Annotated in this window: 23 protein-coding genes; 8 read left to right on the top strand and 15 right to left on the bottom strand. The window is 60.6% G+C overall.

Annotation, left to right across the window (positions count from 1 at the left end):
* Window position 1: 1 nt before the first annotated feature.
* From AC5IJH_RS02425 to AC5IJH_RS02405, 5 genes are all read right to left on the bottom strand, one after another.
* On the bottom strand, window positions 2-394 hold the full coding sequence (locus AC5IJH_RS02425; protein WP_491901198.1) for a hypothetical protein: 393 nt from the start codon (window positions 392-394) through the stop codon (window positions 2-4).
* Window positions 391-699, bottom strand: a complete 309-nt coding sequence (locus AC5IJH_RS02420) for a hypothetical protein (protein ID WP_491901197.1) — start codon at window positions 697-699, stop codon at window positions 391-393. Before AC5IJH_RS02420 ends, AC5IJH_RS02425 begins: the two co-directional genes overlap by 4 nt.
* Window positions 700-832: 133 nt before the next feature.
* A complete protein-coding gene (locus tag AC5IJH_RS02415) occupies window positions 833-1,228 on the bottom strand; it encodes a hypothetical protein (RefSeq protein ID WP_491901196.1) in 396 nt (131 codons plus the stop codon).
* Window positions 1,228-1,719 carry a hypothetical protein gene (locus tag AC5IJH_RS02410; protein WP_491901195.1) on the bottom strand — a complete coding sequence of 164 codons (492 nt, stop codon included), beginning with the start codon at window positions 1,717-1,719 and terminating at the stop codon, window positions 1,228-1,230. The genes AC5IJH_RS02415 and AC5IJH_RS02410 overlap by 1 nt, the downstream gene beginning before the upstream one ends.
* 9 nt (window positions 1,720-1,728) lie before the next feature.
* The gene (locus AC5IJH_RS02405) at window positions 1,729-2,394 is read right to left on the bottom strand and encodes a hypothetical protein (RefSeq protein WP_491901194.1); all 666 of its coding nucleotides are present in this window, start codon (window positions 2,392-2,394) and stop codon (window positions 1,729-1,731) included.
* 467 nt (window positions 2,395-2,861) lie between these two features.
* Between AC5IJH_RS02405 and secG the strand changes: the two genes are divergently transcribed.
* Both secG and AC5IJH_RS02395 read left to right on the top strand, forming a co-directional pair.
* Window positions 2,862-3,164, top strand: coding sequence for a preprotein translocase subunit SecG (gene secG, locus AC5IJH_RS02400; RefSeq protein ID WP_491901193.1), 303 nt, complete (start codon window positions 2,862-2,864; stop codon window positions 3,162-3,164).
* An 80-nt stretch (window positions 3,165-3,244) separates the two neighbouring features.
* Window positions 3,245-4,435 (top strand): alpha/beta hydrolase-fold protein, encoded by a 1,191-nt coding sequence (locus tag AC5IJH_RS02395; protein ID WP_491901192.1) that lies wholly within the window; start codon window positions 3,245-3,247, stop codon window positions 4,433-4,435.
* 23 nt (window positions 4,436-4,458) lie between these two features.
* Here AC5IJH_RS02395 and AC5IJH_RS02390 read toward each other — a convergent pair whose 3' ends face one another.
* The 6 genes from AC5IJH_RS02390 to araD form a co-directional block, all read right to left on the bottom strand.
* Window positions 4,459-5,013 carry a hypothetical protein gene (locus AC5IJH_RS02390; protein ID WP_491901191.1) on the bottom strand — a complete coding sequence of 185 codons (555 nt, stop codon included), beginning with the start codon at window positions 5,011-5,013 and terminating at the stop codon, window positions 4,459-4,461.
* Window positions 5,014-5,140: 127 nt separating this feature from the next.
* Window positions 5,141-6,748, bottom strand: coding sequence for a ribulokinase (locus AC5IJH_RS02385; RefSeq protein WP_491901190.1), 1,608 nt, complete (start codon window positions 6,746-6,748; stop codon window positions 5,141-5,143).
* Window positions 6,749-6,751: 3 nt separating this feature from the next.
* Window positions 6,752-8,173: an L-fucose/L-arabinose isomerase family protein gene (locus AC5IJH_RS02380; protein WP_491901189.1), complete on the bottom strand. Its 1,422-nt coding sequence runs from the start codon at window positions 8,171-8,173 to the stop codon at window positions 6,752-6,754.
* Between the two features lie 61 nt (window positions 8,174-8,234).
* Window positions 8,235-8,444 carry a hypothetical protein gene (locus tag AC5IJH_RS02375; RefSeq protein ID WP_491901188.1) on the bottom strand — a complete coding sequence of 70 codons (210 nt, stop codon included), beginning with the start codon at window positions 8,442-8,444 and terminating at the stop codon, window positions 8,235-8,237.
* A 14-nt stretch (window positions 8,445-8,458) separates the two neighbouring features.
* The gene (locus AC5IJH_RS02370) at window positions 8,459-10,183 is read right to left on the bottom strand and encodes a sodium:solute symporter family protein (RefSeq protein WP_491901187.1); all 1,725 of its coding nucleotides are present in this window, start codon (window positions 10,181-10,183) and stop codon (window positions 8,459-8,461) included.
* Between the two features lie 15 nt (window positions 10,184-10,198).
* Window positions 10,199-10,897 (bottom strand): L-ribulose-5-phosphate 4-epimerase AraD, encoded by a 699-nt coding sequence (araD, locus tag AC5IJH_RS02365; RefSeq protein WP_491901186.1) that lies wholly within the window; start codon window positions 10,895-10,897, stop codon window positions 10,199-10,201.
* Between the two features lie 170 nt (window positions 10,898-11,067).
* Between araD and AC5IJH_RS02360 the strand changes: the two genes are divergently transcribed.
* From AC5IJH_RS02360 to AC5IJH_RS02335, 6 genes are all read left to right on the top strand, one after another.
* The gene (locus tag AC5IJH_RS02360) at window positions 11,068-12,144 is read left to right on the top strand and encodes a LacI family DNA-binding transcriptional regulator (RefSeq protein WP_491901185.1); all 1,077 of its coding nucleotides are present in this window, start codon (window positions 11,068-11,070) and stop codon (window positions 12,142-12,144) included.
* A gap of 516 nt (window positions 12,145-12,660) precedes the next feature.
* On the top strand, window positions 12,661-15,300 hold the full coding sequence (locus tag AC5IJH_RS02355) for a glycoside hydrolase family 127 protein (RefSeq protein ID WP_491901184.1): 2,640 nt from the start codon (window positions 12,661-12,663) through the stop codon (window positions 15,298-15,300).
* 48 nt (window positions 15,301-15,348) lie between these two features.
* Window positions 15,349-16,842, top strand: a complete 1,494-nt coding sequence (locus AC5IJH_RS02350; protein WP_491901183.1) for a tetratricopeptide repeat protein — start codon at window positions 15,349-15,351, stop codon at window positions 16,840-16,842.
* Between the two features lie 80 nt (window positions 16,843-16,922).
* A complete protein-coding gene (locus tag AC5IJH_RS02345) occupies window positions 16,923-18,683 on the top strand; it encodes a CRTAC1 family protein (RefSeq protein WP_491901182.1) in 1,761 nt (586 codons plus the stop codon).
* Window positions 18,684-18,853: 170 nt separating this feature from the next.
* Window positions 18,854-22,171 carry an outer membrane beta-barrel protein gene (locus AC5IJH_RS02340; RefSeq protein ID WP_491901181.1) on the top strand — a complete coding sequence of 1,106 codons (3,318 nt, stop codon included), beginning with the start codon at window positions 18,854-18,856 and terminating at the stop codon, window positions 22,169-22,171.
* On the top strand, window positions 22,098-23,828 hold the full coding sequence (locus AC5IJH_RS02335; protein ID WP_491901180.1) for a tetratricopeptide repeat protein: 1,731 nt from the start codon (window positions 22,098-22,100) through the stop codon (window positions 23,826-23,828). The genes AC5IJH_RS02340 and AC5IJH_RS02335 overlap by 74 nt, the downstream gene beginning before the upstream one ends.
* A gap of 248 nt (window positions 23,829-24,076) precedes the next feature.
* Here the strand turns inward: AC5IJH_RS02335 and AC5IJH_RS02330 are convergent, their stop codons facing one another.
* The 4 genes from AC5IJH_RS02330 to AC5IJH_RS02315 form a co-directional block, all read right to left on the bottom strand.
* A complete protein-coding gene (locus AC5IJH_RS02330) occupies window positions 24,077-24,754 on the bottom strand; it encodes a DUF4238 domain-containing protein (protein ID WP_491901238.1) in 678 nt (225 codons plus the stop codon).
* On the bottom strand, window positions 24,736-24,975 hold the full coding sequence (locus AC5IJH_RS02325; RefSeq protein ID WP_491901179.1) for a DUF4238 domain-containing protein: 240 nt from the start codon (window positions 24,973-24,975) through the stop codon (window positions 24,736-24,738). The genes AC5IJH_RS02330 and AC5IJH_RS02325 overlap by 19 nt, the downstream gene beginning before the upstream one ends.
* 301 nt (window positions 24,976-25,276) lie before the next feature.
* Entirely contained in the window at window positions 25,277-25,513 is a 237-nt protein-coding gene (locus tag AC5IJH_RS02320) for a helix-turn-helix transcriptional regulator (protein WP_491901178.1), read from the bottom strand.
* Between the two features lie 481 nt (window positions 25,514-25,994).
* The gene (locus AC5IJH_RS02315; RefSeq protein WP_491901177.1) at window positions 25,995-26,198 is read right to left on the bottom strand and encodes a hypothetical protein; all 204 of its coding nucleotides are present in this window, start codon (window positions 26,196-26,198) and stop codon (window positions 25,995-25,997) included.
* Window positions 26,199-26,745: the final 547 nt, after the last annotated feature.

The raw sequence follows: 26,745 nt of genomic DNA, 5'->3' as shown, positions 1-26,745 counted from the left end.
CTCAGTGCTTCAGCATGAACAGCACGACGGTCACGATCACGGGCACGACGAACGCAAGGAAGACGCAGATGCCCAGAGCCATGAAGACGAGCTTGCGAAGTGCATCGACCTTCCGATTGAGTTCATGTAGCAAGCCCGAAGCCCCTGAGTTGTCGCTGCCAACGATCGAACTGTTAGTCGTCTCGAGCCGCATGACTCGATCCGCAAGCTTGTTGCAGCGCTCATAGACCTCGTCGCGAACCGTCTGCAGGTCATCGCGCAGCTCGTGCCGTCTTTTTTGGTTCTCCTGGTGCTTCGCTTCGAAGTCCCTCTTCAGTTCAGCGAAGCGCTCTTTTGCGCTCTCCTGACCCGCCGTGATGAGCTGGGCAAGATCGTCTAAACTGCAGGGCGTCATTGGGCGCGCACAACGTCCTGAGCGAAGATTGCGGCCTCATAAGACAGGACACGGCTCTCCCAGTACGCCCGCTCGCCGCGTGCCTGTGGCTCGTAGCGCAGGTTTGGCAGCTCGGAGAACGGCAGCGGTTCGCGGTTCGCCGCCTGCTTGGCCCGGGCCGCGATCGACTCCTGCAGCGTCAGGCTTCGGACGGACACGCCCACTTCGACCCATTCGCAGGCGCAATTTTCCACGGCGCGGCATGCCTGGTTGAAGCGCAGGTGGAAGCCGCGGGTCACATTGAGGACACGAGTGTCTTTGGACATATCTGGAGGTCGGAGGAATCGGTCCTCGAAACCGTGATGTCACAGGCAGGGACTAATTTAGGGGGTGCAACAGGAATGTAGCGGAAACGGTGCAGCGATGCAATGGGAATTCGCTAGTACTCACTAGTGCGAACTAGCTGAAGTGATTCTTCCCCACCCGTGACTTCCGTGTCGGATAGTAGTGCACCATCCCGTCAACGATCTCGGCAGCACCCTTCGAGAGCGCGATACTGCGCATGACGTTGGCCTTGGCATGAGAAAAGCTCTTGCCGGCCACGAGGCCACGGTCCAGCAGGGTCTGGACCAGGTCATTGGGAGTCATCTTGAGAGCGCCGTCCTCAGTCACAAGCCGGATACCATCCAGCACCTTGTAGCCGCTGGATCGGCCGCTCGGCTTGCCTTGGACAACGCCATCTAACGGCAACGGCTGGCTCAGGACGCGACGCACCTCGGCAATGCGGCTATCGATAGCTCGCTTCTGTTCCAGCAGATCCTGAAGCAGCTTTGCTGGATCCAGTTCAAGAACCATCACAGAAACCGCGCGTCGAAGCGGTCGATGTAGCCGGGCTCAATCACTTCTGTCATGTCCCTCAAGAAAAGTACGTCCTCGCCATGAAGCCTTGCCGTCGGCTCAGTGAGGTCAACGGTGGGGGAAGTCACTATTCTTGCCAAGAATAAACCAGTCACAGCAAGGGGGAGTGACAAATACAGCTTCCAACGGTTTAGTAACCAGTTACGGTAAGTGCCACGTATTTCCTCGGCATCCTGCGGGTCGCTGCACCGATCGGCTACCCGCAGGAGGCGACGGGCGGCCACTCGAGTCACGTCCATGTTGTGCCAGATGGTCTTCAGGTCACCGCCGGACAGCCCAGCAGCGACCTGCGACCAAGCGCCCGGGACGGCATGGAAGTCTGCTACGAGGTCGTGAAAGGGCTTGCGCGCTCGAATCATGTCGCGAATGACATGCACTGCCAATACGGGAAGAACGCCTACGAACGCGGCGAAGATAGCAAGACCCATGGTTCCCTCTCACGCCTTTGCCAGCACTGCAACAAGCTGGCTAGACTCCGACCGCGCAACTGCCTTCAGAGACTGGCGGAAGGCAAACACTTCAAACAGGGCAGCGCTCGCGCCGAGGACATCCAGCGGGCCGCCCGTATGTGCAATGGCGATTTGAATACGAATCATGACCGCATCAAGAAAGGCGTAGCCGGCGAGTGCCAGCCATGCCCAAGCGATCTGGCTCGGCCATGCCTCGGGCGAGCGCCGCCCGCGCACAGCTATAACGATGAGCGCAGCAGTCCGCAGGTATTGCAGGAGCTGCTCAGTGACCAGCCAGGAGACCCCCGTCGCCTCCCGCGCAATCCCGAACAGGGTGAGGCCCAAGGTGATGGCCACCAATGCCGAGATCGCCAGAGCCCTTAGGCCTTCGCGTGCTGGTAGTTGCTGGCGGAGCACCGTAGACAGGACGATTAGGTCTAGCAAGAAGCTGGCCACGGAGGCCGCGGAGTAGACCGCCGCGTATATCGGAAGATGAAACAAGAAAGCGGGCTCAAGCACGGCGAAGCAGAGAAGCTGGCCGGCGAGCCAGACACGCAGCGCGGTCGCTACAGGACCAGTGGACGACCGCGCCTGAAGCAGTAGGGTAAGCTCACCGAGCGCGATGAGCGGGTAGCTGAACTGTGCCGGCGTCACGCGTCACCTTGCAGCACGGGGGCTGTGGCGATCCTGGTGGGCCGATTAGTGAAGCGGCGCGGGTGCCAGAGTGCAAGAGAAACATGGGCGCGGCCACCATGGCCACGCAGAAGGCAAGACGCAGATTCTTCATGAGTCACCTCGAACGCGGAGCGCCGCGCTGAGACGACTGTATGTCCGTTTCGGGACGGAAGACCTAGGGAATGCACTAGCATCCGGCAAACCCTATCTCCTGGAACCAAGCGAAGCAACAGGAGAGCGTCATCGTCACATGAAAACCGGAGTCTCGATTCCCGTTTTCAAACTCTGGACGATCCGTGGACGATTCTCTGTAAAATGGTGGCAAAGTGGAGTACTCCTGACTAGTGCTTGCGAGTGGCTGCTAGAACTTAGCAACTGAAATGGGGGTTCAAGTCCCCCCTTCCGCACCAATCGGTCCTCCTCAGACCTCAGTAGAAAGCAGTCGCATGATCATCCTTCTCACCATCATTCACGTCATTGTCTGTGTTTTTCTCATCGGCGTCGTCCTGCTGCAGCAGGGCAAGAGTGCTGATCTGGCCGGTGCCTTCGGCGGCCAGGGATCGCAGACAGCCTTCGGGCCGCGTGGCGCTGCAAACCTGTTGACGCGCCTGACGACCTGGGCGGCCATTATCTTCATGTTCACGTCGATCTCGCTCTTCGTGCTCATCGGTCGCCATGCGACCGGCCATTCCGTCCTCGACGGAACGACGGCGGCCCCCGCGCACTCGCAGGCACCTGCCAAGAAGTAGTTTTGCGGGACGAGCGCGCGCGTCTCTTGGTTGCTGGCTTGCGAGATGAAATGGGGCTCCGGGGTAGACTGTTGGGCCATATGCGGAACCCTCTGCGCGTCCTCTCCTCAACCCTGCTGGTTTTCGTTTCGCTCAGCACCTTCCCACTCACTGCCCAGCCGACCATGCGCAATCACCACACCCCGCCCCAGAAGGTGACGATCCCCCCTGCGCCTACGGCGCAAACCCAGCCGGTCACCGCCCCTGGTCCGACCGTCAATCCCGACCGAACGATCACATTTCGTCTGCCCCCGATCCAAGCCACCACTGTCCAGCTGAATCTGGAAGGCGCGGACCCACAGTCCATGACGCGCGCCGCCGACGGAAGCTGGAGCCTCACCACGAAGCCCCTGGATCCCGAGGTTTACGGCTACAGCTTTCTGATCGATCGCATCCCGTTCCTCGACCCGGGAAGCGTGTCAGTAAAAACGAACCTGATCAGCCTGCAGAACATGATCGAGGTTCCCGGACCGACGCCGCAGGATTGGGACACGCAGGATGTGCCGCACGGTACCCTGCATCACCAGTTCTATCGCTCGGAGATCCTCGGCCGGCAGAGCGATGTGTACGTCTACACGCCGCCGCAGTACAACCCCGCGACGAAGTACCCCGTCCTCTACCTGCTGCATGGTTACAGCGACGATGCAAGCGGCTGGACCGCCGTCGGTCGCGCGAACGTCATCCTTGACAACCTGATCGCGCAGGGCAAGGCGAAGCCGATGATCGTGGTGATGCCTCTCGGCTACGGCACGATGGAGGTCATCGAGCGCCGCTGGACGGCGTGGAGCGATCGGACGTTGATCGACCGGAACTTCTCGCGCTACACGCAGATTCTGCTGAATGAAGTGAAGCCGATGGTCGAGGGCGCCTACTCGATCTCACCCGACCGAACAGAGCACGCGATCGCGGGGCTCTCGATGGGCGGTGGCGAGAGCGTGCTCACCGGATTGGATCACCTCGACCAGTTCGCATATGTGGGCGCCTTCTCCTCCGCAGTGCAGGAGATGAACTACGACCAGGCGTTCCCGCAACTCGCACAACAAAAGGATCAACTGAAGCTACTCTGGGTCGCTTGCGGCGTGGATGATCACCTGATCACGCCCAATCGCGCACTGGTAGCGTGGCTCAGGCAGAAGCAGGTCCCGGTGACGGCGATCGAGACACCAGGGCGCCATACCTGGATGGTTTGGCGGAAGAACCTCATCCAGTTCGCGCCGCTGCTCTTCCGTTAGGTCTCGAGCGGGGTCCGCTCGTGTCAGCGTCCGCCTGTGACCGGTGACCAGAGGCTCTGGTGGTAGTTGTGCAGCACCGTGTTGGTGCCCAGGCTGATACTGACCATGTTGACTGTGCGGGCCAGGCGGCGGTGATGACGATGGATGAGCCAGACCGACGCGCCCACCTCGCCTGCGGTGGCCAGCCCTTCGAAGGCGGCGAATGTCGCCGTGTTGGCCACCACCCACTGGGGCAGCTCGACCTCGCGGGCACCGAGAGCGATGGCATGTTGGGTGCTGACCAGGTCCATGGTGCGATACGCAGCAATTGCAAGGTAGAGCGCGTGGTCAACAAACTTTGGCTGCTCCGGGCGGGGTAGAGGAGTCATTGCCGGACGCACCAGGAACGAGCGGTCAAAAGAGCTGGAGATCGCGGATGACGGCGCTTCGATGGAGGCGACGACCACCTTATTTGTCACCGGGTGCGCCTCCCCGAAGGCCTGCCGCACTGCCGGACCGAGCGCGACCATCAGCAGCGTCAGCCAGACAGCAACACGTATCCAAAGACTTCCCTGCGCTCGTAAACCGGTGTGCTCCATGGCTCTCCCCTGTCAACATCCTTATCGGCAGGACAAGTTTGGCGAGAGAGGGAAAAGCGATAAAAAAGCGAAGATCATTCCCGAACTGGTTCGACGTGGCGGCGATCCCGTTCCGGAATAGGGACGGCTAAGCGAAGGAGCTACGCGCCATTGCAGCGATACGCTTCAGCTCCGGAAGCACCGCGCCGAGCGCCACAGGCGCCGCGTCACGACTCCCCAGAGCGAAGTAAATAGCTCTGTACTGACGGAAGAGCTCCTCGTAGACAACGACCGATTCGGGTTGCGGCAGAAACGTCCGGTGGGGCAGGCAGAGCAGCTTTTGCCCCTCTTCAATCGACTGGATGCCTCCACCAGCCAGCAGGGCGAAGATGCAACTGCCGAGGCTGGTCGGCGTGCCGTCCGGTACGAGGACCGGCTTGTTCAGCACGTTCGCATACACCTGGTTCAGCACCGCATTTTGCTGTGGAATGCCGCCTGCGTTGATGATGCGTTCCACGGGTACGCCGTGCTCGGCCATGCGCTCCAGAATGATGCGCGTGTGAAACGCCGTGCCCTCGATGGCTGCGAAGAGCTCGTCCTGCGCCGTGTGGACCAGGTTCCAGCCAAGCGTGATGCCCCCCAGCTCGGCATTTACGAGCACCGTGCGGTCACCGTTATCCCAGCTCAGGCGCAGCAGACCAGTCTGTCCCGCCCGATATTGATCCAGCCCCTGTGACAATTGCCGGACGTCCGTGCCTGCACGGCGCGCGATGGCTTCAAAGATGTCGCCTGTCGCAGATAGCCCCGCCTCGACACCGGTGTACGCGGGATGCACGCTGCCGGGCACAACACCGCAGACGCCGGGCACAAGAGCCGTGCGCTGCTCCATCGCGATGATGCAGGTGGACGTACCGACGACATTCACGACGTCGCCCTCGCGGCAACCAGCGCCGATGGCGTCCCAGTGCGCGTCGAAGGCGCCGACAGGGACGGGGATGCCGGCGCGCAGGCTTAGCGCCTCCGCCCAGTGTTCGCTCAGGTGGCCGGCGACGTGGTCCGAGGTCAGGTACTCGCCGTCGAGCTTGTCACGCACGCCATCGAAGAGCGGGTCGAGCTTTGAAAGGAAGCTCTGCGGAGGCAGCCCATCCCAGCGCGGATTCCACATCCACTTGTGACCCATCGCGCAGGCACTGCGCTTCACCTGCTTCGGATCCGTGATACCGCACAGCGTTGCCGCCACCATGTCGCAATGCTCGAACGCACTTGCAAAGGCATCGCGCTTGTCGGGATTGTGCCGCAGAAAGTGCAGCAGCTTAGCGAAGCCCCACTCGTGCGAGTAGACACCGCCGCACCACTCAATCGCCGCCAGCCGCTCGCGATGCGCAAGCGCTGTGATCTCCTGCGCCTCCTTCTTCGCACGGTGATCGCACCAGAGGTAGTACTCGGCGAGGGGACGCATCTGCGCGTCGACCGGCACGACGCTCGACCCAGTGGTATCGAGCGCAAGTGCAGCCACGTCGCTTCCCTGCACGCCGGTGTCTGCGAGCGCTGCTCGCATGGCGCGCACCAAGGCACTCATCTGGTCATCGTGCGATTGCGTGGCGTAGTCGGGATCCTCGCGCCGCCGGTGCAGTGGGTACTCGGCGACTGCAGTGCCGAGCCGGCCACGCGCACGGCCGCTGCTGCCCGCTTCGCTGTCGAGCAGCGTGACGCGCACACTCAGGGTTCCGAAGTCGACTCCCGCCACGATCGGCATGGGCTAGCTCTCCGGCTGGTTGTGGTAGTACATGTCCCAACCGAGGTAGCGAACGGACGCCTCGTAGACAGCGTTGGCAGTCTTCGAGAAGTTCGCCGCAACGTGGTGCTCGAACCCCCGCTCGCAGATGAAGTGCAGCAGCTTCTGCAGCCGAGGAATGTACGCTACACCCGCGCCGCCGAAGGTCTCAAGCGGATCGCGCGTGAACTCGCCTTCGCCCACGTAACCGCGGATGCGACCTGTGAAGTCGTCCGTCGAGAAGCGGGCAAAGCTCATCGCGCCGGCCTTCACGCGGCCAACGCAGGTGCCGTAGGTGTTCTCCTTGCCGACCGTGCCGGCGATGATCGCCTGGAAATCCATAACGACATCCTCGAAGAAGTGCTTCGGCAGGTTGGAGCAGTGGAAGCAGACGCACTTGTTCGGATCGTTGCCATAGTTGTTGTTCCAGTCGAGCAGCGCGCTCGGTGTCTGGCTGGCCAGTGCGAGCGCGTGCATGCCAAGCACGCCGCAGACATCCACTTCGCAGGCGGCCGCGAACAGGTTTTCGCTCATCATGCTCATGACCGTGCAAGGCACCACGCCGAAGTACTCCTCCATCGCGGTCCAGCACTGCACAGCGGAGATGGTGCAGTAAGTCTCCTTCATCCAGCCTTCGATGACGGCGCCGAGCTTCGCCATCTTTACCAGCGCGACCTCAGGGATGTTGTTCGTCGAGACGTAATTTTTGATCGCTTGCAGCTTCGCCTGCGCTGCGTCGTCGTTGTCCTTCATGCGGTCGATACGTCCAAGGATTTCGGAGAGGTCAACCGGTTCGACGGAGATGCCCGCACGCTCCAGCAGCTTCTCCGAGTAGCGCACCGTGTTGAAGGCTCCCGGGCGTGCGCCGATGGCGCCGACGCGCAAATTCTTAAAGCCGCGCACCACGCGACAGACGCTGGAGAACCACTCCAGGTCCTTCGCGAAGCTCTCCGATTCCGGCGCCGACGTATGCAGCGAGGTCAGCGAGTAGCGGATGCCGTACTGCGTCAGGTTGTTGCAGGCCGACATCTTGCCGCAGAAGCTGTCGCGGCGGTCGGAGATCTTCATGTCGTCCGTGCGGTCCGGCGTGGCCTGCACCAGCACAGGCACCGTCAGCCCGGAGTGGCGGATGGCGTCGACAAGCGCGCGCTCCTCACCGAAGTTCGGCAACGTGATCAGGATGCCGTCGATCTCGTCCTGATGCCTGCGGAAGAGTTCCGCGCAGTGGCGCGCCTCGGTGGGCGTCTCGACCGCGCCGAACTTCGACTGCTCCGGGGTGAGCGCGATGGCGCGAATGCCGGCCTTTTCCAGCACGCGGAGCATCGTCTCGCGCCCGGTGCGGGCCAGGTGATCGGGGAAGAAACCGCGATTGCCGACGATCAAGCCGAACGTCAACTGCTGTGCCATGGCGGACAAAACTCTCCTTGGTGTGAGGCGCTTCCACGCAGAGGAAGCACCGGGTTGATCGTTAGTGGCGACGCGGCCAGAAGCGCATGGTGTACCCCGCGCCGGCAAGAGTGAGCAGCACGCCCCACCAGATCGGCGCGTGCAGATTCGCGAGCGCCGGCGGGTTCGGCAGTGGGTGGCTCAACTCCCAAAGCCCGGCCGCCAGGATGACAACACCGTAGGCCAGCAGCATGACGCCGGCGAAGAACCAGATCGACAGAGTGGCTCGCATCGGGTCTTTCTCCCTTACCAGAAGATAATGTTGAGCACGAGGAACACAGCGAACACGACCGACGCCCAGATTACGGGCTTCTGGTACCAGTGTTCGTCATGCTCTTCGGGCAGCGGTGACGCGCCATAGACCAGTCCGGCCAATTCGCCGATCGGGCGTGGTTTCGTAAGCAGACTGATCACGACCGTGACGAGCACACAGACCAGCCACGACCACAGCGCGCGATAGATGTTCTCTGCCATGTCCTTCGCATCGGGCGAGAGCGCGACGTAGCGGAGCGCCGACGGATCGTGCTTCACCCACAGGAAGAGCCCGATCGAGGTGCAGGTACCCGCCAGGAGGCCCCAGAAGCCGCCCTGCTTGGTAGCGCGTGCCCACAGCATGCCGAGAATCACGGTGCCGAACAGCGGCGCGATAAAGAACGAGAACAGTGCCTGTACATAATCCATGATGCTGGCCGCGTGCTGCACCAGGTACGCCGTGCCGATGGACACGAGGACGCCTACCAGCGTGGACGCGCGACCCATCCAGACATAGTGCTGATCGTTCGCGCGCTTGTTCAGGAACGCCCCATAGATGTCGTACGTCCACACGGTCGAGAAGGCGCTGACGTTCCCCGCCATGCCGGACATGAAGCCTGCGATCAGCGCGGTCACACCCAGTCCGAGCAGCCCAGGACCGCAGTAGTGGACCAGCATCAGTGGCAGCACTTCGTTGTAGCTGTGCTGGTGCGTGGCCACGGCCTGCGCTTCGCCCACCAGATGGAACGGCAGCACCGAGAGGGCGAGCAGTCCGGGCAGAATGACGATGAACGGCACCGCCATCTTGAACGCGGCACCGATGATCGGAGCCATGCGCGCCGAGCGGATGTTGTCCGCGGCGAGCACTCGCTGGACGACGAGGAAGTCGGTGGTCCAGTAGCCGAACGCGACCACGAAGCCGAGACCGAAGACGATGCCCGACCAGTGCACGCCCATGGGGTTGGTGTTGAAGTGCCCAAGCCCGCTCCACAGGTGCATGTAATCGGTGCGGCCCAGGTTGACCGCGATCTGCCGGCGCAGGTTGGTCCAGCCACCGACCTCGATCAGGCCTAGGATCGGCACGACCGCCGCGCCTACCCAGATCAGGATGAACTGCAGCACCTCATTGAAGATGGCTGAGCGCAGACCGCCGAGCATGACGTAGACGGCGACCGTGATGGAGCTGACCCAGATCGAGAAGTTCAGATCCCAACCCAGCACCACCTTCATCACCAGCGCCATCGAGTACATGTTGATGCCGCTCATCAGCACCGTCATTGCGGCGAAGGTGATCGCAGAGAGGGCGCGCGTCGCATCGCCGTACCGCAGTTGCAGGTAGCCGGGGACGGAGTGCGTCTTCGAGATGTAATAGAACGGCATCATCACGATGCCGAGAAACAGCATCGCCGGAATCGCGCCGATCCAGTACCAGTGCGTGGCGAGAATGCCGTACTGGTAGGACGCCGCCGCCCAACCCATCAGTTCGAGCGAGCCGAGGTTTGCCGAGACGAAGCTCAGCCCGGCAATCCAGGCGGTCATCTCGCGACCCGCCATGAAGAACTCCTCGCTCGTGTTCGAGGAGCCTTTCAGGTAGAAGCCGATGAACAACACGATCGCGAAGTAGATCGCGATCACCAGGATGTCGACCGCGTTCAGCCGCGCGAGCGACTGCGTGGCGAAGGTGGCGGCCAGCAATGGCGAGAGGAAGGCAGAGATCATGAGTGGCGGGATGGATCAGCTCCTTGTCTGGCCATAGGTCCGGGAGGCGCCGTGCTTGCGAAAGTAGTGGCGGTCCAGCAGGTGCTGCGGCACTCCGGAGCAGGCGGCGTTCAATGTGGCAGTGTAGTACGCCATGCGCGCCACTGACTCGAGCACGACTGCGTTGTGCGCCGCATCGCCGGCCGTTGGGCCCCAGCAGAACGGTGCGTGGCCGGCCACCAGCACCGCTGGAATAGCCAGCGGATCGAGGCCAGCAAAGCGACGGATGATCGCATGGCCCGTATTGCCGACGTAGTCGCCCGCGACCTCGTCCGCTGTCAGCTCTTCCGTTATTGGCACAGGGCCGTAAAAATAATCCGCGTGCGTCGTGCCATAGGCCGGGAGCTCACGTCCGGACTGTGCCCACGCGGTCGCAAACTCGGAGTGCGTGTGCACCACGCCGCCAATGCTCTCAAACGCGCGATAGAGCAGCAGGTGCGTGCCCAGATCCGACGAAGGGCGAAGCTTTCCTTCCAGAATGTTCCCCTCGAGATCCGTCAGCACCAGGTCGGCGGGCTTCAGGTCTTCATACGGAACCCCGCTCGGCTTGATGGCGACGATGCCACTGCTCCGGTCGATGCCGCTGGCATTCCCAAAGGTGTAAAGCACCAGCCCGCGGCGCACCAGTTCCAGATTGGCTTCCAGAACGGCGACACGAAGAGCTTCAGCACGCATACAAGTATCCTCGACGAGTTCGGACGACGGGAACGAGCCTGCGATTGCAAGCTTTTGTCGAGCCGCGCAGCAGTATCGCACAGCAGACCCCTCGTAAGAAACGTTTTCCGGGCACTCCCCTGGTCTGCATTCTGCCACGTAATCGTGCTCAGGCCATCTATACTCGCGCCATGTCAGTACGCCCGGGCCGCCGCTCCGCCCCACAAGAGAAACGTTCTGCCCGCGTCGACATTCGTGATGTGGCCAAGCGCGCCAGCGTTTCCATTTCGACTGTGTCGCGCGTCACCAATCGCAAGGGCACCGTCAACCGCGAGATGGCCGACCGCGTGTGGCGCGCTGTCCGCGAACTGAACTACCAACCCGATGCCCAGGCGCGCGCACTGGTCTCCGGCCGCAGCCACATCATCGGCCTGATGGTGACGGAGATCACCAACCCGTTCTTCCCGGAGCTGATCCAGCGCTTCGAGGAGCTGGCAGTCGAAAGCGGATACGAGGTGCTGCTCGCCTCCACCGCATCCGACGCAGGGAGCATCGCCCGTTCGGTGCGCCGTGTGCTGCAGCGCAAGGTCGACGGAGTCGCGGTGATGATGTTCGGCCGCGAGGCGCCGATTCTCGAAGAGCTCGCCAGCCATGCTGTGCCGCTGGTAGTGATGGATAGCGGCCCCGCCCGTGCACCGCGCGGCCGCATCGATGCGGTCCAGGTGGACTACAACGCGGGCATCCATGAGGCAATCGCGCACCTCGCCGAGCTCGGTCATCGTCGCATCGCCTTCGTCAGCGGGCCGCTGCAGCAGACCTCGGCACATCTGCGCAAGGAAGCGTTCCGGCGCGGCATGCGCAGTCACCGGCTCACGGTCCCGCCCCATCTGGTGGTGGAGGGCGATCACACACTCGAAGGCGGCATGACTGCGGTCGATCGCCTGCTGGCCCTACCCGAGCCGCCGACTGCGGTGATTTGCTCGAATGACCTCACCGCAATCGGCGTGCTGCACGGTCTATTTGAGGCAGGCAGGCACGTGCCTGAGGAACTCTCCGTCATCGGCTTCGACGATGTCCATATTGCGCAGTTCATGCTGCCGCCACTCACCACGGTGCGCATGTCCTGCGCCGATATCGCAGAGGCAGCGTTCTCCGTCCTGCGCCACCGTATCGAGGCAAGCGGTACACGCAAGGCGTCACCCCCGGTGCACACCAGCCTGGTCGTCCGGCAGACCACGGCGCCACCACGAGGGTCGCAAACGAGTTGAGGTAAGGAACAGGAGTTTGCACCTGCTGCGAAGTTCTGTCGCGCCGCAGCAGCTCGCCATTTCGGACGCTGCCGAGGGATGACGCTCATCTAACTGTAGGAAGTCGCCCAGAAGACGGCGAGGCGGTCACTTCCACGATCACTGCTGGTAGGCTGCCACTCGGGAACGACCCAGGCTGGGTCGCAGGGCGCTCATTTGGGCGAGTGTTTCTCTTTACAACGGCTCTTCGGAGCTTTACGCTACTCAGCCAGCAAACGTTTCCTGGATGCCCACCCCGGCGGAACGAGCAGTTTGCAGGAGTCCTTCATGAGTCGGAATCACCGTTCAGACGCGCCGGGCCAATTCACCCGCCGTTCGCCGAAAAATAGCCAGTCATCGGAGCCAAACCGTCGAGAGTTCCTCACGGGGCTCGGGGGATCCGCTGTCCTGACTGCCCTGTCGGCCCGCCGGTCCTTTGCCCAGGCGCCCGTTCATCCGCTTAACGTCGCACGGGTAGCCATTCCAACGAGTCTGACCATGGCGAGCGAAAACAAGATCTCCGCCCTGAACGACGGCTTCACACCAGCGAACTCGCTGGACCGCTCGCACGCGCACTATGCCGTGTCGGCAGACCCGTCGCAGGCCAGTCGCAAAAGCTGGGTTCAGTACGATTGGACGGAGCCCATCAAGGTCGACAAAGTTGAGATCTACTGGGCGGTCGATCGCTCGCGCCCAGGTGAATTCGCGGGCAGCTATGTGTACCGGATCGCAGCGCCAGAGACTTACCGGATTCTCCACTGGGATGGCAACGACTTCGTTCCGGTGTCTGACGCCAGGGGTCTTGGCGTCGCGCTCGACACCTTCAATGTCACAACCTTCGCACCCGTGAAGACGAGCAAGCTCCGCATTGAAGTGGTCCCCCAGCAGGACCGCCCGGCGGGAATCCTCGAATGGCGCGTGTTCAATTATGGTCCGAATCCGTCGCTTCCCCCGGTGGTCGATGCGGGCGTGGACCGCTCTGTCGTCAGCAACGGTCGCACTTATCTCTCGGGTAAGGTGACGTGGCTCGAAGAGTCACGCAGGAACAGGGCTCGCTGGGTCAAGGCTTCAGGACCGGGCGCGGTCGCCTTTGCCGATGCGGCTTCGACTGTGACCACGGCGACGTTCTCTCAACCAGGCGATTACACGCTGGCGCTCGAGGCGTCTGAGAGCAAGGGGCCGGCGCACACCATCGGCGTGCACGTGGAATCCGCACCTCCCGCGAATCGTCTCAATGTCGTGTACACGCGGCAGTATTCGATCACGAGCCCGATGTGGAAAGAACGCGCCAAGGCTCTCATCGTGAACTGGATTCCGCATTGCATCGCGATGTGTGAGAAAACCGACATCCCCACGATGCGTGGTGACGGCGGGATCGACAACTTCGTCGAGGCCGCCAAGGCCAACCGCGGCGAGCCGCACGGCAAGCACAAGGGTTTTGTCTTCTCGAATGCCTGGGTGCACCAGACAGTTGAGTCCATGTGTATCGCCCTGATGGTCGATCCAGAGGGCGACCCGGAGATCATTCAGGCACAGCAACTGTTGCACACTACGCTGGAGCGGTGGATCCCTATCATCCTGGCTGCACAGATGCCGGACGGCTATCTGCAGACCGCATACATCCTCGCCGATCGCAAGGAGTGGCCGGAGCGCTGGTCGCCCGAGCATCGCGGCAATCACGAAGGGTACGTGTCCGGCTACTTCATCGAATCCGCGATCAATCACTACACGCTCTCGGACGGCAAAGACCTTCGCCTGTACAACGGCGCGAAGAAGCTGGCCGACTGCTGGGTCGCGAATATCGGACCCGGCAAGAAGGAGTGGTTCGACGGCCACCAGGAGATGGAGCAGGCCCTGGTGCGATTTGGCCGGTTCGTCAACGACCAGGAAGGAAATCATCGCGGCGATGCTTACATCGCGCTCGCCAAGTTCCTTCTCGATTCGCGCCGCGGCGGAAACGAGTATGACCAGAGCCACCTGCCTCCGGGCCAGCAGTACGAAGCCGTGGGACACGCCGTTCGTGCGACCTATTTCTACTCGGGCATGGCAGATATTGCTGCTGAAACCCAGGACCGCGACTATCAAAGCGCGGTGATTTCGCTCTGGGACAACATGGTCAATCGCAAGTACTACCTGACGGGCGGCATCGGCAGCGGTGAAACCTCCGAGGGCTTCGGACCGAATTACTCACTGCGCAACGAAGCCTATTGCGAGACCTGTTCGAGCTGCGGACTGGTGTTCTTCCAATACAAACTGAACCTGGCCTACCACGACGCGAAGTATGCAGACCTTTACGAACAGACGATGTACAACGCTGTCCTGGGTGGGTTGGCTCTCGACGGACAGAGCTACTGCTACACCAACCCCCTGGTGAACACGGAACGCGCGAAGTGGCACGTGTGCCCCTGCTGCGTCGGCAACGTGGCTCGCACATTGCTGATGATTCCCACCTGGACCTATGTAAAGAGCAACGACGGCCTGTACGTCAACATGTTCGCGGGGAGCCGCATTCATGTGGGCGAGGTGGCAGGCACCAACGTGCAAGTCACGCAGGAGACGAACTATCCCTGGCACGGGGCAGTTACGATCACCGTGAATCCTGACGAGGCCAAAACCTTCTCTGTGTATGTGCGGGTTCCGAACCGCACCACCAGCAAGCTCTACCAGGACTCTCCCCACGTCCAGGGCCTGAAGCGGTTTGCGATCAATGGCCAGGAACAGACACCGATCATCAGCAAGGGCTATGCCATCGTCACACGTGAGTGGAAGGCGGGCGATCGCATCGACCTGGAACTGCCGATGGAGCCGCAACGCGTCGTGGCCGACAGTCGCATCAAGGCTGACCAGGGAACCGTCGCCTTGCAGTATGGGCCGCTCGTCTACAACGTAGAGACGGCGGACAATGGCAAAATCGAACGGAAATTAAGCGACGCTCCACTGCAAGCCGAATGGCGTCCGGACCTTCTCGGCGGTGTCATGGTGCTCACCGGCAAGTGGGAGGACGGTTCCCCCATGCTGGCAGTCCCGAACTTCGCCCGCATGAACCGGAGCGGACCTCCACGCGAATATCCGAGCGATCCAGAGAGCAATCGGCCCACGGCCTCAGGACCGTCTGTGGATTCGAAGGTGTGGATCTGAAGGTGTAGATCTAGGCAGACAACTCACCAGGAATCCGCGCGAGTACCGATGAAGCTCCCTTGCGGCCGCAATCCGATCGTTGTTGCTCTTGTCGCGGTATTTCTGGCACTGTCGTTAACGGTCATCGCGCAGACGCAGAGCGACCGCTCTGCGTCGATCGTGTCCGCACTCGAGCACCACGAGTTCAACCGGGCCTTGGAGTTGCTGCAGCCCCTCCTCGAAGGCGCTCACGGCAATCCGCAGCTTTGGATGTTTCAAGGGCTGGCCTACTCCGGCAAGGGCGATCAGGCCGCAGCGCGCCAGTCCTATGCGAAGGCACTGAAGCTGTCTCCGGACTATCTGCCGGCTCTCGAAGGCGCAGCTCAACTCGAGTACGAAGCCGGCAGCGCGCGTGCCGCGCCCCTGCTTGAACATGTTCTTCGGCTGCGTCCGCAAGACACCACCAGTCACGCCATGCTTGCCGTTCTGGCCTACAAGAGATCGGATTGTGTGACTGCGGTGCGGCATTTCTCTGAAAGCGGCCAGGTTCTGGATTCTCAGCCCGGCGCTGTGGAGGAATACGGCGCCTGCCTTCTGAAGCTGAAGCAAACCGAGAAAGCTCTGCGGCTGTTTCGAGAACTACTCGCGTCGAAGCCGGACGACCCTCGCGCACGCCGCGAACTGGCCATGATGGAGTTCGCTGCAGGGAGCCCCCAGGATGCGCTCGCGACCCTGCAGCCGCTGCTGAACGCCAATCCCGATGTCAGCACCATGCGATTCGCGGCAAAGGTCTATGAGGCCTGCCAGGACACGCCGCATGCTGTGCAGATCCTGCATGACGCGATCGTCAAAAATCCGCTCGAGACCTCGCTGTATGTTGACTTCGCAAACCTGGCGATGAGTCATCAATCGTTTCAGACCGGCATCGAAATGATCGATGCGGGTCTCAAACTCCAGCCGTCTGCGGCGGACCTCTATCTTGCTCGTGGCGTCCTGTATGTCCAATTGGCCAAGTATGACGAGGCCCAGGCAGACTTCGATAAGTCCGAGCGGCTCGATCCGCTCCAGGGCCTGAGTGCCGCCGCACAGGGAATGGTTGCCGAGGAGCGCAACCAGAAAGATCCGGAGCAGGCGCTGGCAACCTTGCAAGCCAAACTCGCGAAGGCACCTGGCGATGCGTTTCTGTGGTATCTCAAGGCAGCGATTCTCTCGCAGAAAGCGCCGGAACCTGGCTCGCCTGAGTTCCAGAGAGGCCTCGCTTCGGCGCGAAAAGCCGTCGCCCTCGATTCCTCTCTGACTCCCGCTCACAATGTGCTCTCGAAGTACTACCTGGACTCCGGCAAGTACGCGGAAGCTGCCCAGGAGTGCCGCAAAGTTCTCGAGCAAAACCCAACCGACCAGTCCGCGCTCTACCACCTGGTTCTCGCGTTGCGAAAAACCAATCAACCAGCGGAGATACCCGATCTGCTCAAGCGCCTGGCGAAAGCACGTCAGGACGCAACCAGACAGGAAGCGGAAAAGAACCGTTACAAGCTGGTCGTTACTTCCTTCGTTTCACAGTAGCTGCCGGCGTTCAAGAGGTGTCAGCGTCTTTACTCATGGCTCCGATACTGACAATATGAAGGCCACATTGTGCTCCGCTCATGACTCTCTCTCGCCGTTCGTTCGTGCTTTTGTCCCTGTGCGCCTCGGCCCAGCAACTCGTCGGGCAAAACCAGGGGATTGCCTCCCGCGATGTGAAGGGGCAGCCCCGGCCGGCACCCTCCGGGCGACCCTTCAACGCGCACTTTACTGACGTCGCCTCAGCTGCTGGCCTGCGGGCGCCTGTCATCTACGGTGGCGTCGACTCGAAGAAGTACATCATCGAAGCCAATGGCTGCGGCTGCGCCTTCATCGACTACGACAACGATGGCTGGATGGATATCTTCCTGCTCTCCGGCACACGTCTCGGCGGCGATCCTCCGGAGGCGACGAACCGCCTTTATAAGAACAATCGCGACGGCACGTTCATCGATGTCACCGAAAAGGCGGGACTTCATGCGGCCGGCTGGGCCAATGGGGTGTGCATCGCCGACTACAACAACGACGGCTACGACGACATCTTCTGCACTTACTTCGGGCAGAATCGTCTCTATCGGAATAACGGCGATGGCACCTTCACCGATGTGACGAAACAGGCGGGGTTGTGGGACTCCGGCCCGGCGCAATGGGGAGCCGGCTGTTCCTGGATTGACTACAACCGAGACGGCCATCTCGATTTGTTTGTCTCCCACTACATACGCTTCTCTATCGAACACGCTCCCGCGCCCGGCGAAAACTCTACGTGTAACTGGAAAGGCGTACCGGTCAACTGTGGCCCTCGTGGCCTCCCCACCGGCAGGCATACTCTTTATCGCAACAATGGCGATGGAACCTTCACCGACGTCACCAAGCAGGCGGGCATTGGCGGCGCGGTCGAAAGCTACGGTATGACGGTCGTTACAGCCGATTTTGACGAAGATGGCTGGCCCGACATATTCGTAGCCTGCGATTCCACCCCTAGCCTGTTGTTCATGAACAATCACGACGGCACGTTCCGCGAAGAAGGAGTCACACGCGGCGTTGCGTTGAGTGACGACGGTATGGAACAGGCTGGAATGGGGGTTGGCCTGGGCGATTACAACCTGGACGGCCACCTCGACCTGTTCAAGACCCACTTCATCGGCGACACCTGCGGCTTCTACCGCAATGATGGCACCGGCAACTTCGACGAGGTGACACGAACCGCAAGGATCGGGGTTGAGACGCGCTTCACCAGTTGGGGCGCCGGCATCGTGGATCTCGACAACGACGGGAACCCAGATGTCTTCTTCGTCACTGGAAGCGTGTACCCCGAGGTGGAGCGCAAACTTCCGCAGTACCCGTACAAGACTCCCCGGGTCCTGTTCCGCAACCTGGGCAATGGAACGTTCGAAGAAGTGGATCCACCCGCTGGCAGCGGACTCGCCGCCCCTCACAGCAGCCGGGGCTGCGCCTTCGGCGACTTCGACAACGACGGCGACATGGACGTGCTGATTGTGAACCTGAATGAGCCGCCCTCGCTCCTGAGAAACGACGTGCCCGGGACCGAGCACTGGCTCAAGGTAAAGCTCGAAGGAGTCAAATCGAACCATAGCGCCATCGGAGCCCGGGTTCTGGTGCGCTACGGGACGAAGGTACAAGCACAGGCTGTCGTGAGTCAGTCGAGTTATTACTCTTGCGACGATCCCCGTCTGCATTTTGGACTGGGCTCAGTCTCGATCGCTGATGTCGAGGTGTTCTGGCCAAACGGGCTGCGCGAGCAGTACCGGAAAGTTCCCGCCGACCAGCTCGTCACGATCCGCGAAGGTGTGGGACTCGTCAAGAACAAGGGCTGGAAGCGCTAAAGCGCGCAGCTTGTTCTCGACTTATCGGGCATTACGAAAAAGTGGTTGACAATCGCCTCCTGGAACACCTATACACAGTCGCCAGCAAACGTTTTCCACGTCTGCATCACCTAAAGCAGACATCGCTAAAGAAAACGCGGGCCACTTTTGAAACATTCCGTGGAGGTTCTATGGCTCGGCTCGTGAATTGTCGCGCTATCCGTGTGCTTTGCGTGCTGCTCATTCTGATGGCAACTCCCGTGCTCGCTCAGTTCACCGCGAGCATTCAGGGCGTTGTTCAAGACCAGTCAGGAGCAGATGTCGCGAACGCTTCGCTGCAACTCGTCAACAACGCCACGGGAGCGACCAAGGTTGCTACGGCAGATGCGTCCGGCAACTATCGATTTATCAGTCTGGCTCCCGGCAAATACACAATCACGGCCGATGCCGCGGGATTCTCGAAGGTTCAGACAGATGTGACCCTTCTGACCGAACAGAATCTGAACGTTCCCATTGCTCTCAAGGTGGGGTCGGCGTCGGAGTCGATCGTCGTAACCACGGCGACTCCCATTGTAGATACGGCAGATACCCGCACTCAGCTCACGCTGTCGAACCAGGCCGTGACTGAGTTGCCTATTGTTGGTCGCAACCTCGTCACCCTTGTGACGCTGGCGCCCGGCGTCTCCGGGCTAGGCACCAGCACATCCGGCAGCCCCGCTTCCGGTGTCGATAACTTTTCCACTGAAGAGCAGGTCGACGCCAGCGCCAATGGCCAGGGACAGAACAACAATCAGTACGTGATCGATGGGCTGGACGTGACCAGCGGCATCCGGCAGGGCGTGTTGAACCTGACGCCTCAGCCGGAATCCATCCAGGAAACCAGCGTTCAGGTGAATACCTACTCGGTCGAGCACAGCCGCGCAGCAGGCCTGCAGACGGTCTTCACAACCCGCTCGGGCACGGACCAGTTTCACGGTGCGGCGGCCGACTGGTTCAACTACCAGGGCATGTACGCAAACCAGCACTTCGTCACGTCCAAGGACAATCCATACAAGCCCTTCCACTCGAACAACATGGATTTCTCCATCGGCGGTCCGATCTTTCCGCACCACAATAGCTTCTTCTACTTCGCGGTAGAGCCCCTGCGAGCGTCCGCGAGCTCGGGCGGATTTGTTACCTTCGCAGACCCGCAGTTCATCTCCTTTGCGCAGACGAACTATCCGAACACGGTCGGCACCCAGGTACTCACCAAGTACACGCCAACCGGGGTGGGTGCGGTCAGCGTCCAGCAAACGGCAAAGGATGTCTTTGGCTCCGCATGCGGCGGCAACGGCGTCCCCTGCGATCTGCCCATGATCGACCAGGGCTCGTTCGGCGCCACGCAGATTCGCAATGGCACCCAGTACTTTGCCCGCATCGATCAGGGGTTCAAGAAGGAACGGATCTACGTCAGTCTTTTCCGGACGCTTCTTGAAAATGGCGCGGCCTCGCCGATGCCACAGTTCTCCACGTTGAATCACACCTGGCAGGTAGCTGGCCAGGTCTCATGGACGCACACCTTCTCCGGCGCCACGTTGAACGAAGTCACCGCAGGACAGAGTCGGGTAGAGGGCGTGTCGGGTAGCGGTGCGAAAGACTACACGGTGCCCTCAATCTCCGTGAACGGCATCAACGCAGATAGCGGCCAGGCCTACGGTGTGGGCTTCGCGCAGGGCGACTTCATTCAACACAACTATCACTGGCGCGATGTGCTCACGCACGTTCGCAGCACGCACACGCTCAAACTTGGATACGAAGGCTGGTACGGCGATGACGTTGAGCCATTCCAGGGTCCGTGGTCGCAGCCAAAGTTCGCTTTCGACAATCTTCTGAAGCTCGCTCAAGACGCGCCCACCAACGAGAACGGCGTCACCTACAACCCGGCAACCGGCACGCAGCAGCTCTGGAATTGGAATGCCGCGGCCAGAACCTTTGGAATCTTCGTCGAGGACACCTGGAAAGCGAGGAACAACCTCACTCTTACATTGGGTCTCCGCTACGATGACAGCGGCAATCCGTGGTCGAAGAGCCCCTCGACTGTCTTCGGCAACTTCTATCTCGGCACAGGCACGACCCGCCAGCAACAGATCGCCAATGGGTATGCCAAGGCCACTCACAATGCCCTGCTCCACTCGGTCAACAACCTGTACAGTCCGCGTGTTGGCGTGGCGTGGGATCCTACGGGCAAAGGCGACTGGGTAGTTCGCGGTGGCTTCGGCATCTATAACAATTGGCTCACATCCGCCAACGTGCAGGAGGAGTTCCGCGGCAGCCCGCCCGGACTGGTCATGCCAGTATTCTTTGCCGGGTCGGCCAATGCTCCGATCTTTGGACTCGGGAACACGAGTAAGCCCCCGTTTGGATTCACGTTCCCAACGTTCTCTGGCGGCTTGAATGCACAGGGCGGCGTCACGGGCGCGAACTTCGCCATTGGCGGCATTGATCCTTTGCTGAAATCACCCAAGTCCAATATCTGGTCCGCCAGTGTGGAGCGCCAGATCAACAAGGCATTTGCCGCCTCCGTTGGCTACAGCGCATCCCACTCCTACGATATGGCGAGCAATGGAAATGCGATCGGGCTCGTCTCCTATGGTGTGGACATCAATGTCCAGCCAGGCGACCTGATCACGCATGAACGAATCTCACCAACCCGGCTCAACCCTAGCTTCGGCTCGATCACCTATGTTCAGAATGATCGCTACGCTAACTACCACGCAGTCTTCTTCGCAGTTAGAGGACGATTCTCTCGCGGGTTCGTGGACGCTTCGTACACGCGTGCCAGTTCGAAAGATGACGCCCTGGCATACCCCACGCCGGATAATCCGGGCCGGTATTATGCGCCGTCCGTCTTCGATGTCCCCAATCGAGTCTCGCTCAGCTGGAACTACTCGCTGAAAGGACTCAACGACGGAAAGGGCGCGATCGGGCGTCTTACGGGTGGATACGGATTGAGCGGCACGACTGTATTCCAGTCGGGATATCCGCTGACACCAACGAACTTCAACTCGTATATCCCGCTGTGCCAGGACACCTCCGACAGCGCGGCGCCATGTCCTTCGGCTGCGAATCCAGCCGTTGGATACGCGCCGGGAAGCGGTGACTACAACGCGGACGGCAACAATCTCGACTACCCCGACGTGGTCACGTATAAGCAATCGCATGACAACAAGGCGTGGTTAACCGGGGCCATTCCAAAGACCGATTTCACCACTCCTGCCTTTGGCAGCGAGGGCAACCAGAGACCGATGCAGTTCCGTGGGCCAAACTTCTTCGAAACGAATGCGAATCTGTATAAGAACTTCGTCCTCACAGAACGCGTCAACTTCCAATTGCGCTTCGAAGTGTTCAACCTCTTCAATCGTGCCAACTATGCCAACGTGGACAACAACCTGCCGAATGGAAACTTCGGCGCCGCAACGGGTTCCCACGAACCAAGGTTCTGGCAAATTGGGGGGAGAGTCTCTTTCTGACCACGCTACGCATCAACAAACAGCAGGCCGGCGCTTCCCCACCGTCGGCCTGTTTTCTTTGTATCGAACAGTCATGTCCCGCATTCGAGATAGCCATTCGATAAGCTGCCGAGAACAAACCTCATCCCTGCGTTGGAATCGCTCCCCCATGGACCCCCGAATGAAAGCTGGTATGCGCGGCGGCCTGATCGCGAAGGGGTGCTTGCGTGCACTTCTCTGCCTCGCGCTTTCGTTTTTTCTGTTGCCCACGCTGTTCGCGCAAACTGGTAACGACTCCATCGTCTCCGCACTCCGCGACCAGCAGTACCCAAAGGCGCTCGCACTCATTCATACCGCGCTCGTTCAACACCCCGGCAATGCACAGCTCTGGACGATGCAGGGCGTCGCTTACGGCGGCGCGGGCGACCAGAAGAAAGCGCTCAGCTCCTTCCGGCATGCGCTGCGGCTCTCTCCGGACAACGTCGCCGCTCTGCAGGGGGCTGCCCAGATCGAATTCGATGCCGGTGATCTTGCCGCCCTTCCCTACATCGATCACCTGCTGCGGCTGAACCCGAACGACGTCATGAGCCACGGCATGCTCGCCGTGCTCCAGTTCCAACACGGCGACTGCGCTGCGGCAAGCAAGCATTTCGAAAAAGCCGCCGCCCTCTTCGAGCAGAAGCTTCCCGCTTTGCACGCCTACGGTGTCTGCCTGGTCAGACTCAACCGGCTCAGCGAGGCGGCCGCAGTCTTCGCTCGAACACTGGCCCTGAATCCTGATGACCGGAGTGAACGGCAGGTTTTGGCTTCGATTCAGTTGATGGCTCATCAGCAGGACCAGGCAATCCTCACACTCGCTCCGCTCCTGGGCTCGAACCCCGACGCGCGTACGCTGGAGCTCGCATCCACCGCATACGAGGACGCCCACGACACGCAGAAAGCAGTCGACGCGATCCGGCAAGCCATATTGCTCGATCCACAGAACGTGAATCTGTACGAAGATTTCGCAGCGCTCTCCTCCACCCACCAGTCATTCCAGGTTGGCATCAATGTGGTGAACGAGGGCCTTACGCTGCAGCCCAAAGCTGCGCCGTTGTACTTTGCACGGGGCGTTCTCTATGTCCAGCTTGCCGAATACGAGAAGGCCCAGGCCGACTTCGAGAAGGCCTATGAACTCGATCCAACCCAGGCCCTCAGCATCGCTGCTCAGGGGCTGGCCGCCGTGCAGCAGAACGATTTGGATCATGCTCTCGGAGGTGTGCAGGAGAAACTTGCACGCAAACCCGACGATCCGATTCTTCTCTACCTCAGGGCCGACATCCTTCTGGAGCAAGGAGCAGAGCCCGGCAGCATCGAATTCCAAACCGCGATGCGTTCGGCGAAGCAGGCTGTCGCACTCCGCCCCACGCTCGGGCCCGCGCGCAGTGTGTTGGCAAAGCTGTATCTGAAGTCAGGCCAATACTTGGAAGCCACCATCCAGTGCAGGAAAGCCATGGAGTTGGATCCCAAAGACCAGTCCGCCGTGTACCACCTCATCCAGGCGCTGCGCAGAACGGATGAAAAGACCGAAGTCCCGGGACTACTCAAGCGGCTCGCTCTTCTCCGTCAGCAAGCGACCAACGAAGAGCATGAACAGTACCGCTACAAGCTGGTGGAGGATGATGCCTCTTCGAAATGACGCGGCGCTGCAGTCTGAGGCTCGTGCTCTACTCCCACCAAAGACTCGGGCTTTGGTCGCTGAGCCATCTGTCGGCGCAACGGGCACGTGAACGCTCGCGGAAACGCCCTTCACAGGCGCAGTTTCGACTTCGTGCAGAGGCACGATGAATAAGGTCTCAGTTGTGAGATGGTTGCCCCCCAGGGATTCCTTTGCGTTCGAAACACACGGTTTATGCCGGAATTGTGTCTTAATACCTACAATCATACCTACTCAGGTAGAGCGGGTGCTTGTGCCGAGGCTCTGCCCTCGGGCGTGTTCTCCCAGGCGTCGGGGGGCGGGTCTCGTTGGACAAACCACTCGGGTCTTGTTTGTCCCTTCCACGAAACGATCTCCGTCCCTGTCCACACCAGATTCCGGTTAGCCTCATCGACTACCGATCGTGGAATCTTCAGGCGGGAGGCGACCCGTCCGTCGTGTCTATACAAAAGGAGATGACGCGGTGTGATAGGCAGGGTCACCTCGATCTCCTTCTGCAGGAGGCCCGGGCTGCGATAAAAAGGCGGCAGCTTGTATGCGATCGGGTTGTACATGAATGCAGGCGCATCCGAGGTCACAAAGCCGAGTTCGTCATCGGTTGTGAGGATCGACAGATGCATGCCGAATAAGATCGGAGTTGCACACTCAATCGTCCAGCGCACAACGTCCGGGCGAATGTTCTGCAGCGCGTGTTCGGCGTGTGACTCGTCCTGACCCGATCCGAACTCCTTCTGTAACCTGTCGTGCTTCCGGGCGATCCGAGTGAATTGCGCCTCAAAGTGTGCTGTTCGCTTCTCGGACCTTCCCATCATCCCCGCAGTGAATGCAGCCAGATATCCTCTCTGGCGATCGGTCAGAGGATCACCGCGCCGGATGTGCTGTAGTACACCTACGTAAGCGGCCTCCAGGCGCCCAGCGTCTGCTCGACATGGAAGCTCCTGGTGCCATCACTGAGGGTGACGGTATACCGATCGGTGACGACGAAAGACTTTGCGGGGCTCCGTCGAAAGGGCTCTACAGGTGTGCGATCCGTGACCGGTATGCGCCAGATTGCGGCGTCCTGTCCAGGAGGCGTGAACGGCTCTAACCACGCCTTGAGATACGACCTAGGAACCGTGTGTTGTCGCATCGGCTGAGCGGATTCTACAAGGCAACGTCAGAGGTGGTTCTGTGGGAAAGTGGCAGTCTCAGCGATAGATGGAGGTCTCCCCGCCCGAAGGGTATTACCTTCTAGAAGGACACCCACATGTCCGAAATGATCGTTCCAAACGCAAGCTGTCGCCGCCCTCCCCCCGCTGCCCAGTGGTACGCGTTGTCTGGTTTCGGTTGTTGGCGAGAGTGGACACCGCTAGACAAAGGCTGGCTGCTTGCGCCAAGCATCCATTCCGACAATGAAATCAATGGAACGAGGGCGCATTTGTCTAAGTACCTTAGAGCCCCACCCGCGCGCGGAGCTGTGTGCGACTCGGCTCCGCCTCTTGCGGCATGCTGCCAGCAAGCTGCGCGTCGGCAGCGGCAATGTGTTGCTCGATCCAAGCCTCAACTTCGGACTCGACCCAGAACGCACCGGTGCCACCCAGATGAACCTGGCGTGGAAACCTGCCATCCGAGATCATGCTGTAAATGTGGGCACGCGATACGGGAATACGTTCAAGGAGGTCTCGCATTTTTATGAGCTTTCGCATGGAGGGGAATACCCCCGCCCTTGCCGCGACCCGGAATATGGCTGAAAAGAAAAGCCCCGGTCAGCTCCGGGGCTTTCGTGCGTTTAGAGTCTATGACTCTCACTCCGCTGGCCAGACAGCATAGCCGATTCCAAGTGGAGTTCCCTCTGCTCTTGCAGAAGTTGATCACGCCGCTCAGGAGTGAGCGATTCGACATCTGGGACTCGTTCATTACTCCCTAGAACGCGGTCCTGCGTCCCAGATTGAAGTAGTCTGGTGATCTCATTGAGTCTCGCGTTGATCTGATGCTTGTCCATCGAATTATTGTAGCTAAGACAGACACGTGGTCGCTGGTTCTTCGATCCACTCGAATCGCATTCTGGTCGTTCCTCAACTCGTACTCAGTCTGTGTTCCGCCCAGCGGCAACTGCGTACATGCCGAGGCACCGGTCGATCTGAAGGCTCCAACTGCTTCTCGCCGGTCCTAGGGAGCCTCAAGGAACCGCCTGGACGGAGCGTAGGTCGCAGAGCACAGCAGGCCAGGGGCGGTCAATCGAATCACGACCTCTTTCACCCAACTTGCGCCCGGTGTGCCGGGGTTTATTTCGACTGCCACCCACTCACCTGCCTGGGTGAACACCTCGAGACCGTAGATCTCGAACCCGAGGGCATGGCAGCGATGAACCACTAGCAAGAACTCCTCACGTCGGAAGAAGCGCTCGTTTGAATGAGACCACGATGGGCGGACGCAGCGCAGGCCCGCGAAAATGTGGTGCTCAGTGGCATCGAATGGGACGTTCATCTTGTGGTCTCAAGATCTGCCTCTTCATTGGGGCAGCCCCGGTCCGTCCAGAACAGTACAGTTTTCCTTGAGTAGGGTGACACTTCAGCTCGGCTCTGATACGTCGCCACGATTGTCCGCTTCACCCTCCCAAACTAAACGTGGGGCACTCCGTAAGGGATGCACGCACCCGTAGCTCGGCGTGCATGGGGTGCCAGAATCTGTCCCAGTCTTCCAGTCCGTCCTCCTTCAGCTCGCCATCTTCGAAGCAGAATCCCCTCCGGACCGTTTCGCCCAAGTGCCATGAGAGACATACAGAGGTTGTCTCGCGTCACGGCAGGAAGGGGAGAGGTTTCCTGTGAAGCGGAAACCGGAACACCAGTGCGCTGGGGAGATTAGTCCCGCAGATCGGATTTGCTGTAGGAGACCGCCAGTCATCTTTGGCTGCCCAAGA

Origin of the sequence: Candidatus Dedyshia acidiphila (assembly GCF_051025295.1) — a bacterium.
In the GTDB taxonomy this organism is placed as follows: Bacteria; Acidobacteriota; Terriglobia; order Terriglobales; family Acidobacteriaceae; genus KBS-83.
This window is presented reverse-complemented; position numbering and strand designations above follow the sequence as displayed.